Source organism: Pseudoxanthobacter sp. M-2 (genome assembly GCF_046156265.1).
In the GTDB taxonomy this organism is placed as follows: domain Bacteria; phylum Pseudomonadota; class Alphaproteobacteria; order Rhizobiales; family Segnochrobactraceae; genus CAMDHY01.
Genome location: NZ_JAWDIR010000045.1, coordinates 204,406 through 217,133, shown reverse-complemented (window position 1 = coordinate 217,133; position 12,728 = coordinate 204,406). Strand labels below are relative to the sequence as shown.

General features: G+C 71.2%; 15 protein-coding genes. 6 read left to right on the top strand and 9 right to left on the bottom strand.

The genetic code is table 11. The annotated features are described in order from the left end of the window. Positions 1 to 67 precede the first annotated feature (67 nt). On the top strand, positions 68 to 427 hold the full coding sequence (gene yidD / locus RUR49_RS22325; RefSeq protein ID WP_409148647.1) for a membrane protein insertion efficiency factor YidD: 360 nt from the start codon (positions 68 to 70) through the stop codon (positions 425 to 427). Between the two features lie 217 nt (positions 428 to 644). Further along, positions 645 to 1,160: a TerB family tellurite resistance protein gene (locus tag RUR49_RS22320; RefSeq protein ID WP_409148646.1), complete on the top strand. Its 516-nt coding sequence runs from the start codon at positions 645 to 647 to the stop codon at positions 1,158 to 1,160. Positions 1,161 to 1,241: 81 nt separating this feature from the next. Here the strand turns inward: RUR49_RS22320 and RUR49_RS22315 are convergent, their stop codons facing one another. Then, positions 1,242 to 2,720, bottom strand: a complete 1,479-nt coding sequence (locus RUR49_RS22315; RefSeq protein ID WP_409148645.1) for a carnitine 3-dehydrogenase — start codon at positions 2,718 to 2,720, stop codon at positions 1,242 to 1,244. Between the two features lie 222 nt (positions 2,721 to 2,942). Further along, positions 2,943 to 3,836: a 3-keto-5-aminohexanoate cleavage protein gene (locus RUR49_RS22310; protein ID WP_409148644.1), complete on the bottom strand. Its 894-nt coding sequence runs from the start codon at positions 3,834 to 3,836 to the stop codon at positions 2,943 to 2,945. A gap of 75 nt (positions 3,837 to 3,911) precedes the next feature. On the opposite strand from RUR49_RS22310, the gene RUR49_RS22305 reads away from it, so the two are divergent. Further along, a complete protein-coding gene (locus RUR49_RS22305; protein WP_409148643.1) occupies positions 3,912 to 4,889 on the top strand; it encodes a GlxA family transcriptional regulator in 978 nt (325 codons plus the stop codon). A gap of 10 nt (positions 4,890 to 4,899) precedes the next feature. Here the strand turns inward: RUR49_RS22305 and RUR49_RS22300 are convergent, their stop codons facing one another. Further along, positions 4,900 to 5,784: a LysR substrate-binding domain-containing protein gene (locus tag RUR49_RS22300; protein WP_409148642.1), complete on the bottom strand. Its 885-nt coding sequence runs from the start codon at positions 5,782 to 5,784 to the stop codon at positions 4,900 to 4,902. Positions 5,785 to 5,910: 126 nt separating this feature from the next. Between RUR49_RS22300 and RUR49_RS22295 the strand changes: the two genes are divergently transcribed. Further along, positions 5,911 to 6,294: a DUF1127 domain-containing protein gene (locus tag RUR49_RS22295; protein ID WP_409148641.1), complete on the top strand. Its 384-nt coding sequence runs from the start codon at positions 5,911 to 5,913 to the stop codon at positions 6,292 to 6,294. Between the two features lie 111 nt (positions 6,295 to 6,405). On the opposite strand, the gene RUR49_RS22290 is transcribed toward RUR49_RS22295, so the two are convergent. The 3 genes from RUR49_RS22290 to RUR49_RS22280 all read right to left on the bottom strand — a co-directional run bounded on the left by RUR49_RS22290 (position 6,406) and on the right by RUR49_RS22280 (position 9,319). Continuing rightward, entirely contained in the window at positions 6,406 to 6,816 is a 411-nt protein-coding gene (locus RUR49_RS22290; protein ID WP_409148640.1) for a hypothetical protein, read from the bottom strand. Between the two features lie 137 nt (positions 6,817 to 6,953). Beyond that, a complete protein-coding gene (locus tag RUR49_RS22285) occupies positions 6,954 to 7,505 on the bottom strand; it encodes a DUF924 family protein (RefSeq protein WP_409148639.1) in 552 nt (183 codons plus the stop codon). After that, positions 7,502 to 9,319 (bottom strand): long-chain-acyl-CoA synthetase, encoded by a 1,818-nt coding sequence (locus tag RUR49_RS22280; protein WP_409148638.1) that lies wholly within the window; start codon positions 9,317 to 9,319, stop codon positions 7,502 to 7,504. The genes RUR49_RS22285 and RUR49_RS22280 overlap by 4 nt, the downstream gene beginning before the upstream one ends. A gap of 137 nt (positions 9,320 to 9,456) precedes the next feature. On the opposite strand from RUR49_RS22280, the gene RUR49_RS22275 reads away from it, so the two are divergent. Further along, positions 9,457 to 9,771, top strand: coding sequence for a sulfurtransferase TusA family protein (locus RUR49_RS22275; RefSeq protein ID WP_409148637.1), 315 nt, complete (start codon positions 9,457 to 9,459; stop codon positions 9,769 to 9,771). A gap of 6 nt (positions 9,772 to 9,777) precedes the next feature. On the opposite strand, the gene RUR49_RS22270 is transcribed toward RUR49_RS22275, so the two are convergent. Beyond that, a complete protein-coding gene (locus tag RUR49_RS22270) occupies positions 9,778 to 10,740 on the bottom strand; it encodes a DMT family transporter (RefSeq protein WP_409148636.1) in 963 nt (320 codons plus the stop codon). A 143-nt stretch (positions 10,741 to 10,883) separates the two neighbouring features. Between RUR49_RS22270 and RUR49_RS22265 the strand changes: the two genes are divergently transcribed. Beyond that, positions 10,884 to 11,372 carry an Lrp/AsnC family transcriptional regulator gene (locus tag RUR49_RS22265; protein ID WP_409148635.1) on the top strand — a complete coding sequence of 163 codons (489 nt, stop codon included), beginning with the start codon at positions 10,884 to 10,886 and terminating at the stop codon, positions 11,370 to 11,372. A 194-nt stretch (positions 11,373 to 11,566) separates the two neighbouring features. Here the strand turns inward: RUR49_RS22265 and RUR49_RS22260 are convergent, their stop codons facing one another. Together RUR49_RS22260 and RUR49_RS22255 are read right to left on the bottom strand one after the other, a co-directional pair. After that, positions 11,567 to 11,935, bottom strand: coding sequence for a hypothetical protein (locus RUR49_RS22260; RefSeq protein ID WP_409148634.1), 369 nt, complete (start codon positions 11,933 to 11,935; stop codon positions 11,567 to 11,569). Positions 11,936 to 11,949: 14 nt separating this feature from the next. Beyond that, positions 11,950 to 12,699 carry a YebC/PmpR family DNA-binding transcriptional regulator gene (locus RUR49_RS22255; protein ID WP_409148633.1) on the bottom strand — a complete coding sequence of 250 codons (750 nt, stop codon included), beginning with the start codon at positions 12,697 to 12,699 and terminating at the stop codon, positions 11,950 to 11,952. Positions 12,700 to 12,728 lie beyond the last annotated feature (29 nt).

Sequence of the window (12,728 nt, the reverse complement as noted above, 5' to 3'; positions counted from 1 at the left end):
TGCCGCATCATCGGTCCGCGGGGTCCCCCGTGGCGTCTGGCCGCGGAGCGAGCGACGGAGACAAGCGATGTGTGCGAACTGCCCGCCGCCACGCCCGGGCCGCCCCATCGGCCCGGCGGCGCGGGCGATGCTGGTGCTGATCGGGCTCTACCGGCTGACACTGTCGCCCTTCCTCGGCCAGTGGTGCCGCTATCTGCCGACCTGCTCGGCCTATGGCGAGGAGGCGATCCGCCGCCACGGCGCCTGGGCCGGCGGCTGGATGACGCTCGCCCGCCTCATCCGCTGCAACCCCCTCGGCGCCTCTGGCTATGATCCGGTACCCGAGCAGGTTCCCACCGACGCGCGCTGGTGGACCCCCTGGCGCTACGGCCGCTGGACCGGCCGCCACATCGACCCGACGACGCGGCTCGACGGCGCAGGGACCTGACGCTGCACAGACTATCCGCAAAGTTGCAGGCCCACAGAAATTCACGCATGGTTGGCCGTCACGGCGAACCATGATCGGACCCCGGCAACGGCCGCGGTCTTGCTCAGAGAGTGCGCCTGCCTCGCCACCTGCGCGACTGGGGGACCCAGCTCGACCGTCGAGCGGGCCGGGAACCGGTGAGCGCCATCTGTCGTCGCCTCGGAGCCTCGCCGCGACCATGCACATCATCCTCGGCGCCATCGCCGTGCTTGGCACCCTCGCGTTCTTCATCGTGCGGATGCGCGACGCCGCCTCGGCCGCCAACGACCTGTCCTATGAGGCGAAGAGCTTCTGGCGTCGCTTCGGCTTCCGCCGTCGCGCGTCCGGCACGCCGCTCGACGCCGTCCAGGAGCCCGCCGAGGCGGCCGCCGTGCTGCTTCTGGCGGTCGCCCGCATCCGCGGAACCGTGACGAGCAAGGAGGTCGAGGCGATCGAAGAGATCCTGCGCGAGGATCTCGGCGTCACCGACACGGTCGAGGCAATGGCGCGGGCCCGTTGGCTCTCCGGCCACATCCAAAGCCCGGAATACGTCCCATACAGTTTTCAGAAGCTTCTGATGACGCGGGTCGACATGGCCGAGCGGCGGCAACTGGTCGGCATGCTTCGGCGTGTGGCGACCGCGGAGGGCACGCCAACTGACGACCAGACCGCCTTCATCGACAAGCTCGCCCTGACGTTCGAGGGGCGTGGCTGAGGTCGGTGCCGAGCGGCGGCGCACCAGCCAAGCCTTTGCCGCAGCGTGATAGTTCAGGCGCTCTGTGTTCTTTAGCCGGCTTCACAAGCTGCCGGTGAGTTGCCGCATCCCTCTCCCGGCGTAGCGCGGCGGGGTCGCCGGACGGTGCGCCGCCACCAGCGCGACGATCCGGGCGACCATCTCCGCCGGCATCGGCGTCGCGCGGCTGCCGGCGGTGTCGACGTGCAGGAGCATGTGCTCGCCGGTGGCGACCGCCTCGCCGGTGTCGGCGTCGCTCATCTCGTGCACGTAGGAGACGCGCTTATCGTCGTGGCCGAGGAGCCAGGTGGAGACGGCGAGCCGTGCCCCCGCCTTCACCTCACGCAAATAGCGGATGCGCGTCTCCACCGTGTAGAGCGAGCGGCCGCCGGCGAGGTAGGCGGCGTCGACGCCGAGCTTTGCGATCAGCGCATCGGAAGCATCGGCGAAGACCTCGAGATAGCGGTGCTCCGTCATGTGGCCGTTGTAGTCGACCCACTCCGGCGGCACCGTGGCGGTGTGCAGGGGGAGGGGGCGGGCCGCCGGACCGGCTGCGGCGATCGTCTCGGCGAGGCGGACGCGCTGGGCGGCGAGCACAGCGCCGGCGCCCCAGTCCTCGCCTTCGAGCGCCGTCAGGATGGCCGTCAGGCAGTCGTCGCGCTTGCGCTCGAGGTCGCGGATGCCGAGCGCGCCTGCCTGCGCGTCCGACTGCGCGGTGATCTCGTCGATGAGGCCGTCCGTGAGTTCCGGCACGTCGGTGAGCTTCGTCCACGGCCACTGGAGCGCCGGTCCGAACTGGCTGATGAAGTGGCGCATGCCCGCCTCGCCGCCGGCGATGCGGTAGACCTGGAAGGTGCCCATCGCCGCCCAGCGCAGGCCCGCGCCGTAGCGGATGGCGTCGTCGACCTCTTCCACCGTGGCGATGCCGTCGGCCACCAGCCACAGCGCCTCGCGCCAGTAGGCCTCGAGGATGCGGTCGGCGATGAAGGCGTCGATTTCCTTGCGCACATGCAGCGGCTTCATGCCGAGGGAGGCATAGATCGCCTTGGCGCGGGCGATGGCCTCGGCGGACGTCTTCTCGCCGCCGACGATCTCGACGAGCGGCAGCAGATAGACCGGGTTGAACGGGTGGGCGACGACGAGGCGCTCGGGGTGGGCCATGCCGACCTGCAGCCGCGTCGGCAGCAGCCCGGAGGTCGAGGAGCCGATGATGGCGTCCGCCGGGGCGTGGCGGTCGATCTCGGCGAGTAGGCGGACCTTGAGGTCCTCCTGCTCGGGCGCACTCTCTTGCACGAGCTCGGAGCCGGCCACCGCCTCGGCGATCGAGGCGTGGAACGAGAGGCGTCCGCGCGCCGGCAGCGTGAGGCCGAGCCGGGCGTAGGCACGGGCGGCGTTCGCCAGCATCTCGCCGACCTGGCGCGGCGCCTCCGGGTTTGGGTCGTGGACGGCGACGTCGACGCCGTTGAGGATCAGCCGGGCGATCCAGCCGCCGCCGATGACGCCACCACCGATCGCCGCCGCGCGCTTGAGGGGAAGGGGCATGGAATGGTCCGGTTGGTTGAAGGTGAGGGGAGGGCGGTGAGCGGTGAGCGGTCTCGGTGGCCAGCCACTCCCTCGGAGTCATTCCCGGCCTTGTGCCGGGAACCCATTCCTCATCCCGGGTGTCGCCGGCCTATGGGTTCCCGGGACAAGCCCGGGAATGACTTCGGTGGGGGCAGTGCTTGCCGTTGAAAAATGGTGGAGCGCCTTCCAGAAGCGCCCTCGTCACCACCGCTTCTGCAGCTTCAGGCGCTCGCGCACCTCGGTCGGGCCGAGGATGCGGGCGTTCATCGCCGTGAGGATGGTCACCGCGCGCTCGACGAGGTCGCCGTTGCTGGCGAGCACGCCCTTCTGGAGCCAGATGTTGTCCTCGAGGCCGACCCGCACGTTGCCGCCGGCTAGGGCCGCCATCGCCACATAGGGAAGCTGCATGCGGCCGATCGAGAAGGCAGAATAGACCCAGCCGGCCGGGATGTTGGCGACCATGGCGTTGAGGGACGCGAGGTCGTCGGGGGCGCCGTAGGGGATGCCCATGCAGAGCTGGATCATCACCGGGTCGTCGATCAGGCCCTCGCGGACGAGCTGCTTGGCGAAGACGAGGTGCCCGGTGTCGAAAACCTCGATCTCCGGCCGCACGCCGAGCGCCTGCACCCGCTTCGCCATCGCCCGCAGCGTCGAGGGCGTGTTGGTCATCACGTAGTCGCCCTCGGCGAAGTTCATCGTGCCGCAGTCGAGGGTGCAGATCTCCGGCAACAGCTCCGTCACGTGGGCGAGGCGCTCCTCGGCGCCGGCCATGTCGGTGAACTCGGCGTTCAGCGGCAGCGGCTTCTCGGCCGAGCCGATGACCAGGTCGCCACCCATGCCGGCGGTGAGGTTGAGCACCACGTCGACGCCGCTGTCGCGCACCCGCGCGACAACCTCGCGGTAGAGCGCCGGGTCGCGGGCGCCGCGGCCCGTCGCCGGGTCGCGCACGTGGGCGTGGGCGATCGCCGCCCCCGCCTTCGCCGCCTCGACGCAGGCGGCCGCGATTTCGGCCGGGGTCACCGGCACCTTGGCGCTCTTGTCGGTCGTGGCACCGGCGCCGGTGACGGCGCAGGTGATGAAGACTTCGGTGTTCATGGGGTCCTCCCGCTTCCCCGAGAGTGCGCTTTGCGGCAGGATCGGACTTTGCGCAATCCGCCAAAGAATCTTCTCATGTCGCCAGCCGCCCCCACCGTCTGCGGCTTCATGCTCTTCGACGGCTTCTCCAACATGGTGCTCGCCAGCGCCGTGGAGCCGTTACGCGCGGCGAACGCGCTCTCGGGCCGGCGCCTGTTCGAGCATGTGCTGCTGACGGTCGACGGGCGACCGGCCGTAAGCTCGAGCCGCATCGCCATCGCCCCCGACGCGGCGGCCGCCGCGGCGCCCCCGCTCGATGCCCTCTTCGTCGTCGCGGGCTACGATGCCCGCGCCTTCGTCGTGCCGCCGGTGCTTTCGGCGCTGCGGCGCCTCGCCCGCCGCACGCCCGTTCTCGCCGGCCTCGACGTCGGCGCCTGGCTGCTCGCGGCCGCCGGATTGTTCGCCGGCCGGCGCGCCACCGTGCACTGGCAGGAACTCGAGAACTTCGCCGAGGCCTTCCCCACGGTGACGGTCGTGGCCGACCGCACCGTCGTCGACGGCGACCGGATGACCGCCGGCGGCGCCACCACGGTGATGGAGCTGATGCTGCGCCTCGTGCGCGAGCGCGGCGGCGAGGCGCTCGCCTTCGACGTCACCAACATGTTCGTCTACGACGTCGCCCCGGCCGGCCGCGACGGTCGAAGGGCGGCCCTCTCGCTGCCATTCGCCCGCCGGGCGCCTCAGCTTGAGCGGGCGATCGCCGAGATGCGCCGCACCGCTGCCGCGCCGCTGCCGCTCGCCCGCATCGCCGACGCGGCGGCGACCTCGCTGCGCACGCTGGAGCGTCTTTTCCCGCGGGAGCTGGGTGTTTCGCCGGCAAAATATTACCAGATGGTGCGGCTCGGCATCGCCCGCTCGCTCGTCGAGGAGACGGGACTGTCGGCGGCCGAAATCGCCGCGCGCACCGGCTTCGCCTCCACCGCGACGCTGTCACGCGCCTTCTCCGGCCACTTCGGCACGTCGATCCGGGCGGTGCGTAAGGGGCGCCTCGCCACGCCACGCGAGCGGCGGTGAGCCGTCGCCGCTACTCGGCGACCATCGGCACCGACAGGTTGTCGAGGGAGGAGACGATGTGGTCGACAAGGGCGTCGACCAGCGGCGTCGCGTGGTGGGGCGAGCGGACGAGGCCGATCTCGACGAACGGCAACCTTGGGAAGCCGTCGGTCTCCGAGAGCACGCGCATGCCCGGCCGGAGCGCAGACTCCGGCAGCACCGACACGGCGAGCCCCGCCATGACGGCCGCGCCGACGGCGGCCGAGCTCCAGCTCGAATAGAGCAGACGGTGCTGACGGCCGAGCGCGTCGAGGCCACCCACCGCCGCCTGCCGCCAGTCGCAGGTCGGCCTGCCGAGGGCGAGCGGCAGCGGCGTCTCCTCGTGAGCGCAGTGGCGGGCGGAGGTGACCCACAACAGCGGTTCGCGGCGGATCACCGCCCCGCCGATCCGCCCGACCGCGGCGCAGTTGGTGATGATCGCGACGTCGAGGTCGTTCGCCCGCAGGCAGTCGAGCAGCATCGGCGTCGGCTCGCACACCACTGTCACCTCGACGCGCGGGTTCGAGCGGGCGAAGCGGGCGAGGATCTCCGGCAGGAAGCGGTCGGCATAGTCGTCGGGGGTGCCGAGGCGGACGCGGCCGGTGAGCTCGGTATCGTTGAAGGCGGCGAGCGTCTCGTCGTTCAGCTTGATCAGCCGGCGGGCGTAGTTGAGCAGCCGCTCGCCCTCTTCCGTCAGCTTCGACTGCCGGCCGTCACGCTCGAAGATCGGCTTGCCGATCCGCTCCTCCAGCCGCCGCATCTGCATCGACACGGCCGACTGCGTCTTGTGCACGACGTCGCCGGCGCGGGTGAAGCTGCCGCTTTCGGCGATCGCCACGAAGCTGCGGAGCTGGTCGAGATCGAGGACGGTGGCCACGAGGCGTCTCATTCATCACGGATGCCGATGCCTCAGATTACAAACATTCGTTGGATTCATCAATCGGTCGGAGCGATCTTCACGACACGCCGGATGTGCCGGCGGACGTTTCGAGGAGTCAGTCCGATGTTCGCTCCCTCCACCACCACCCGTTCCGTGCGCCGGCCCTCCGCCTTCGCCCGCGGGCTCCGCGTGGCGGCTTCCACGGTGGCGAACTGGACGGTCTCGATCGTGCGCGGCTACCTCAATCGCCGGACGGCGCTCGAGATGATGCACTTCGACGAGCGCATGCTGAAGGACATCGGCCTGACGCGCGGCGACGTGCACGCCTCGATCATCGAGCCGATGGGCGCCGACCCGACGGTGCGCATGCGCGTCCTCGCCGTCGAGCGCCGGGCCGCGACCAAGGCGCTCGCCGCCGAGCGCCTCGCCGGACTGCGCGCCGAGGAGGCCGCCCGCGGCGTCGAGCGGCGCCGGCTGCGCATTGTCGGAGAAGATCGCGCCGCCTGAGGGCCTCTCCCCTCGGGCCGGCAGCCCGCGCCCCGTCGGCTCCCCCGCCGGCGGGGCGTCGTGCGTTCCGGGCCGGGCGCTCGGGGTGGCCGTCGGTCCCGGCCGCGGCCTTCAACTCGCGAGGGCGGTCATCGTGGCCAGCGCCCAGAAAATCGCCGATGTCGCCGCCGTCAGCTGGGCGAAGCGCAGGTAGGTCTGCCGCAGCACGGTGGCGACCACCCACTGCGCCGTTTCGGCCGAGGGCCGGTTCGCCTTATCGATCAGCGTCCAGGTTTCCGTGCGGCGGTGGTCGCAGGTGCCGGCGCCGTGCGCCTTGAGCAGGAGTACCGCGAGCATCAGGAGCGACAGCACGCCCCCGGTGCGCATCGCCAGGCCGAAATCGAACGACAGCCCGATGACGAAGGTGAAGACGGCGAGCGCCGCGAAGGCGCAGGCGCGCGCGACACTTTCGAAGGCGGCGCGGCGGACGTGCTCGATCGGGGCGAGGACGGCGGTCGGCGGCGTCTCGGCGGGGGCGCCCATGGGGTTGCTCCGGGCGTTGATCGGCTCCCTTAAGCTGGCGCGGCCGGGAGCGCTCGGCAACGACGGCGCGTGCAAGAGAGCGTTGCTCGCGTTGACGTGATCGCCGCGGCGGATCGCTCACCGACGCCCGGGCCGGATCAGCCGGAGAAGCCGCCGCTCGCCATGTAGGCCGCTTCCTCCGGCGTCGTCTGTCGCCCGAGCACGCCGTTGCGATGCGGGAAGCGGCCGAAGCGGCGGATCACGTCGAAGTGGATCAGCATGTAGTAGTAGCCCTCCTGGTCGCCCAGCGCCCGGTAGAGGTCGAGGCCGCGCTCCTGGTCGGCGATGTCCTCGCTGTGCATGAACGGCAGGAAGAAGAACTTGCGCGCCATCACCGGGAACGCCCGGTCGAAGCCGCGGTTGATGGCCGCCGTCGCGACCGAAAGCGCCTTTGCGTCGGTTGCGAACGCGCGCTCGGTGCCGCGATAGATGTTGCGGGGAAACTGGTCGGTGACGATCACCAGTGCGAGCGCCGAGTGCGGCGCCTCGGCCCAGGCGTCGAGCTGCCCCTCTCGCGCCGCCTCGGTGAGGTGACGGAAGCCGCGGCAGGCGTCGTCGAAGGCGTCCCCGCCCGCGAACCACTTGTCCGGCCCCGCTTTCCACCAGAAGTCCAGCACGTCGATCGGATCGGAGGCGGCGTTGCGGGTCATGGCGTTTCTCCTCGGGCCGGGGGGTGGCGCACACCGAGGGTGGAAAAGCGCGCCGCGTCGAGGGGCACGTAAGCACCATCGACCCGCATGAAAAGAGGGTCGCCGACGACGGCGGGATCGAAGCCCTCGTGCACCAGAGCGAGCTTGGTGAGCTTGTGCGTCCCCGTTTCCGGCAGCGCCGGGCAGAGGCGGACGAACACCGGCCGGGCATAGTCGGGCAGGCCCGCCTCGACGGCGCGGGCGAAATCCTCGAGCGAGAACGGCGGTGCCACCACCAGCGCCGCCATGCCGGCCTTGCCCTCCTCGCCCGCCATCTCGACGCCGTAGACGCAGGCGGCGGTGACGCCCGGCACCGCCCCGAGGAGGGCGGCGACCTCGACGGTCGAGACGTTCTCGCCGCGCCGGCGGAAGGTGTCGCCGATGCGGTCGACGAAGAAGAAGTAGCCGTGGCGATCGCGGCGCATCAGGTCGCCGGTGCGGAACCAGCGGTCGCCCGGCCGGAAGGCGTCGGTGACGATCTTCTTCGAGGTGGCGGCGCGATCGGCATAGCCCTCGAAGCGCTGCGCCGGCTTCTTCGGGTCGTCGAGGATCTGCGAGACGAGCTCGCCGACCTCGCCGGGCGCGCACTTGATGCAGCGCCCGTCCGGCCCGCGCACAGGCTGCTCGGTCGCCTCGTCGAAGCGCACGACTTCCAGCGGGAAGCGGAACTTTGCCCACCACGGCAGCCGCCCGACGGCACCCACCGTCTCGTCGAAGTTGAGCAGCAGCGCGTTGCCCTCGGTCGCGGCATACCATTCGAGGATGCGCGGGATGGCGAAGCGGCGCTGGAACGGCCGCCAGACGTCGGGGCGCAGGCCGTTGCCGTCGATGATCCTGAGGCCGTGGGCGCGCTCCTTGGGGTGCGGCGGGCTGTTCAGCAGGTAGCGGCAGAGCTCGCCGATGTACTGCACCATGGTGCAGTCGTAATCGACGACGTCGTCCCAGAAGCGGCTCGCCGAGAAGCGCTCGGCGATCACCGCCGAGCCGCCGGTGGTCAGCGCGATGCCGACCGCGAGCACGCCGCCGGCGGAGTGGTAGAGCGGCAGGCAGACATAGATGCGGTCCGACTCGGTGGCGTTCGTCGCGGCGGCGAAGGCCGCCATGATCGCCTGCACCCGGTAGTGGTTGATGTTGGCGGCCTTCGGCAGGCCGGTCGTGCCGCTCGTGTAGATGTAAAGGCAGCGGTCCTCGATGGTGAGCGGCGTGCGCTCGGCCGGCGCGAGCGGGCCGTCCGGGAACGCCTCGATGAGCCGGTCGACGCGCGGCCGCTCGCCGGCCTCGCCGTGCACGAAGGCCGGCAGCGGCGGCGCGCCCTGTTCGGCGAGCGGCTCGGCGGCGCTGTCCCAGGCGTCGATCAGGGCGGCGTCGACGATCGCGAGCTTCGGCGCGACGATGGCGACGGAGTGGGCGAGTGCTGCGCCGCGCTGGTGGGTGTTGAGGAGCGCCGTCACCCCGCCGGCGCGGGCGACGCCGAGCCAGACGGCGAGATATTCCGGCCGGTTCGGCATCATCAGCGCGACGCAGTCGCCCTTGCCGATGCCCTGCGCCCGGAAGAAGCGGGCGTAGCGGTTGGCGCGCTGGTCGTAGTCGCGATAGCTCAGCGTCTCGCGCTCGGAGATCAGCGCCGGCCGGTCGCCATAGCGCCGGGCGAGATCCTCCACCGCGTCGGGCCAGGTCCGGTTCGGCGCCCGGCGGATCTTGCCCGTGCGCCGCAGCGCCCTCAGCGCCCCCGAAAGGTAGGCGAACTCGCTGCGCACGCGGGCGCCGAAACCCATTCCGTCGTCTCCCCCCGCTGCGGCGCGCCCGGACGTCTCTGGCTCTTGGCTCGGCGGCGACCGCGTTGTATGGCGCGCGGGCCTCGGCCGAACCGCCGCGCGCACCTTTGCGGGAAACTTAGTCGGGGTGGCTGGCGATGGCGAGCGGCGAGACGACGAGGCGGGAGACCGAGGGCAAGGAGACGGGGGGCGAGGAAGCCACCGCAGAGGGATCGGCCGGCGAGGCGACCGTCGATGCGATCGGGCTCAACTGCCCGATGCCGGTGCTGCTCGCCCGCAAGGCGCTGGCGAAGCTGCCCGCCGGCGGCCGGCTGACGGTGATCGCCACCGACCCGCTCGCTGGGCTCGACATCCCCAACCTCGTGCGCGAGGACGGCCACGCCCTCGTGTCGCAGCGCCGGGAGGGCGACCGCTTTATCTTCGAGGTCGCCAAGGGCGGCGCGCAGCCGTAGCGCCGCCTACCTCGCACGGCCCCTGGCGAGGACGCCGCTCGCCAGCACGACGCCAGCGAGGGTCAGTGCGATGCCGACGAGCGCCGCGCCGCTCGGGATCTCGCCGAGCACGGGGATGGCGAGCAGCGTCGCGGCTGCCAGCGTCAGCGACGACAGCGCCGCCGCCTTGCTGGCGCCGAGCCGCTTCACCGCCACCGAGAACGCGAGGATGGCAACGAGGCCGCTCAGGATCCCCTGCAGCAGCACCTGCGTCGCGATCACGGCGAGGCCGGCCTCGACGAGTGGCGCGATGCCCTGCATCAGCGCCAGCGGCAGCGCGATCAGCGTCGACCACACCGCGACCAGCGCCGTGGCGGAAAGCGCGCCCAGGCCGGAGCGGCGGAAGGCGACGGTGTAGACCGCCCACAGCGCCGCCCCGCCGAGCACCACGAGGCGCGGCGCGATGTGACCGACGCCGCCGTGGGCGAGCGCCGCCCAGCCGATCGCAGCCACGCCGGCCGCCACCAGGCCGAAGCCGGCGGCGCGCAGGAGGCCGATCCGCTCGCGCAGCACCATGGCGGCAAGCACGGCGACGCAGAGCGGCATCGTTCCAGGCAGCAGGACCGCCGCCTCGGCCGCCGGCACGCGGGCGAGGCCTGCGGCGACAACGAGGAAGAACGGCGCGCCCGATCCCGCCACCATCGCCGCCACCAGCCAGAGCGGGACCCCGCGCGGCAGTAGCCCGTGCTTCAGCCAGACGGGCGCCAGCAGCACCGCCGGCGGCAGGAAACGCAGCACGGCGAGCCACTCGGCCGGCAGCGCCACTGTCGCGGTGGCGTGCCGCGTCGCGACGATCCAGCCCGCCCACACCGCCACGGCGAGGAGCGCCGCGGCCACGCCGACGAGGGTGTCGCGGTGGACGGGCAATGTCGGTGTGGGGCCGGCCGCGGGGGCCGTGGTTTCGGGGGCGATGGCGGCGATGCGGGACATGGGTGTCTCCCGGAGCTTCGGCGGCGACGCTCGCCGCCCCCTCTTTTCGCGCCGAAGGCCAGGGCATGTCCTTGCGAAGGGTTGCCGCCAAAAGCGGCCTGACGCAACATATGCGCAGCAAGGATCCACAAAAGCGCGTGATCATGCCAAAACCCGACCTCGACCGCATCGACCGCCGCATCCTCGAGGGCCTGCAGGCAGATGCGCGCATCTCCAATGTCGACCTCGCCGACCGTGTGGCGCTGTCGCCGTCGCCGTGCCTGAGGCGGGTGCGCCGGCTGGAGGAGGACGGCGTGGTGCGTGGCTACCGGGCGGTGATCGACCGCAAGGCCGTCGGGCTCGGGCTGACGGTGTTCGTCGAGATCAAGGTCGCCCGCCACAGCCTGGAAACGGCTGCCGAACTGCAGGACCGGCTGGTGGCGATCCCCGAGGTCGTCGCCTGCCACATGGTCTCGGGGATGGCGGATTTCCTCGCGGAGGTGGTGGTGCCCGACCTCGAGGCCTACGAGCGCGTGCTGACCGACAAGCTTCTCACCATCGGCGTCATCGAGGACATCCGCTCGAACTTCGCCATCCGCTCCGTCAAGGTCGACGGCCCGCTGCCGCTCGAGCGGCTCGAGGACATTGCGTGACCCTTTTCCTCCCCCCTCGCGGGGGAGGTGGCCGGCGGAGCCGGCCGGAGGGGGCGCGGCGCGAAGCGCCGCGTGAAACGTCGCAAATGGTGCACCGTCGCACGCCGACGGCTACGCCGCCGGCGCCCTCCCCGGTCCGCCTGCGGCGGCCCGACCCTCCCGCAGGGGGAGGGTGGTGCGCGAGACGGTTGCCTCTAGTGCCGCGGATGGACCAGAGCTTCGTCGAACCAGACGTCCTCGTAACCCTCCGCCAGCAGGAAGCGCCAGCCGAGCGGCAGGGCGAGATAGGGGAGAACGCGCGGAAACCACAGCGGCAGATGGACGAGATGCAGCGGCTGGAAGAAGTCCTCGGCTTCCGAGAACTCCGTCCCTGCCCAGAAGAACCAGCCAGACAGGTTGCCTTCCGGCCGCTCGCGCTGACCGTTGATCGGCTCGATCCCCGACCGCAGGTCCGCCGACACACCGGCGCGCAGGTGAAGCTTCGGCAGATCGAAGACTGCCCCGTAGCGACGGCACACCGCCTCCTGAGCCTCGATGGCACCTTCGAAGCCCGGCGCGTTCACCGAAGCCCGCCCCATCACGCCGCCGTCAGCTTCGCCATCACCTCGTCGGAGACTTCGAAGTTCGAGAATACCGCCTGCACGTCGTCGTCGTCCTCGAGGCGGTCGACGAGATCGATGAGTGTCTCGGCCTTCTCCTCGTCGACGGGCACGAGGTTCTGCGGCTTCCAGACGATCTTGACGCTCTCCGGCGTGCCGAGGCGCTCCTCGAGGGCGGCGGAGACGTCACCGGTCGCCTCGAAGGCGCAGGTGATCGTGTGGCCCGCCTCGTCCGACTGCACGTCGTCGGCGCCGGCCTCGATCGCCGCCTCCATCACCGCGTCGGCCGATCCGGCGGCCGCGAGGTAGGTGATCTCGCCGACGCGGTCGAACATGAACGACACCGAGCCGGTCTCGCCGAGCGCCCCGCCGCTCTTCGCAAAGGCGGCGCGCACGGCGCTGGCGGTGCGGTTACGGTTGTCGGTGAGCGTCTCGACGATGATCGCCGTGCCGCCGGGGCCGTAGCCCTCGTAGCGCACCTCGACGAAGTCGCTGGTGTCGTCGCCGGCGGCCTTCTTGATCGCCCGCTCGATGTTGTCCTTCGGCATGTTCTCGGCGCGGGCGTTCTGCACCGCGAGCCTCAGCCGCGAGTTCATCTTCGGGTCGGGCAGGCCCATTTTCGCCGCGACCGTGATCTCCTTGGCGAGCTTGGAGAACAGCTTCGAGCGGCGGGCGTCGGCGGCGCCCTTCTTGTGCATGATGTTCTTGAACTGGGAATGGCCGGCCATGCGTCTGTCATGCCCCGAAAAGATGTGTG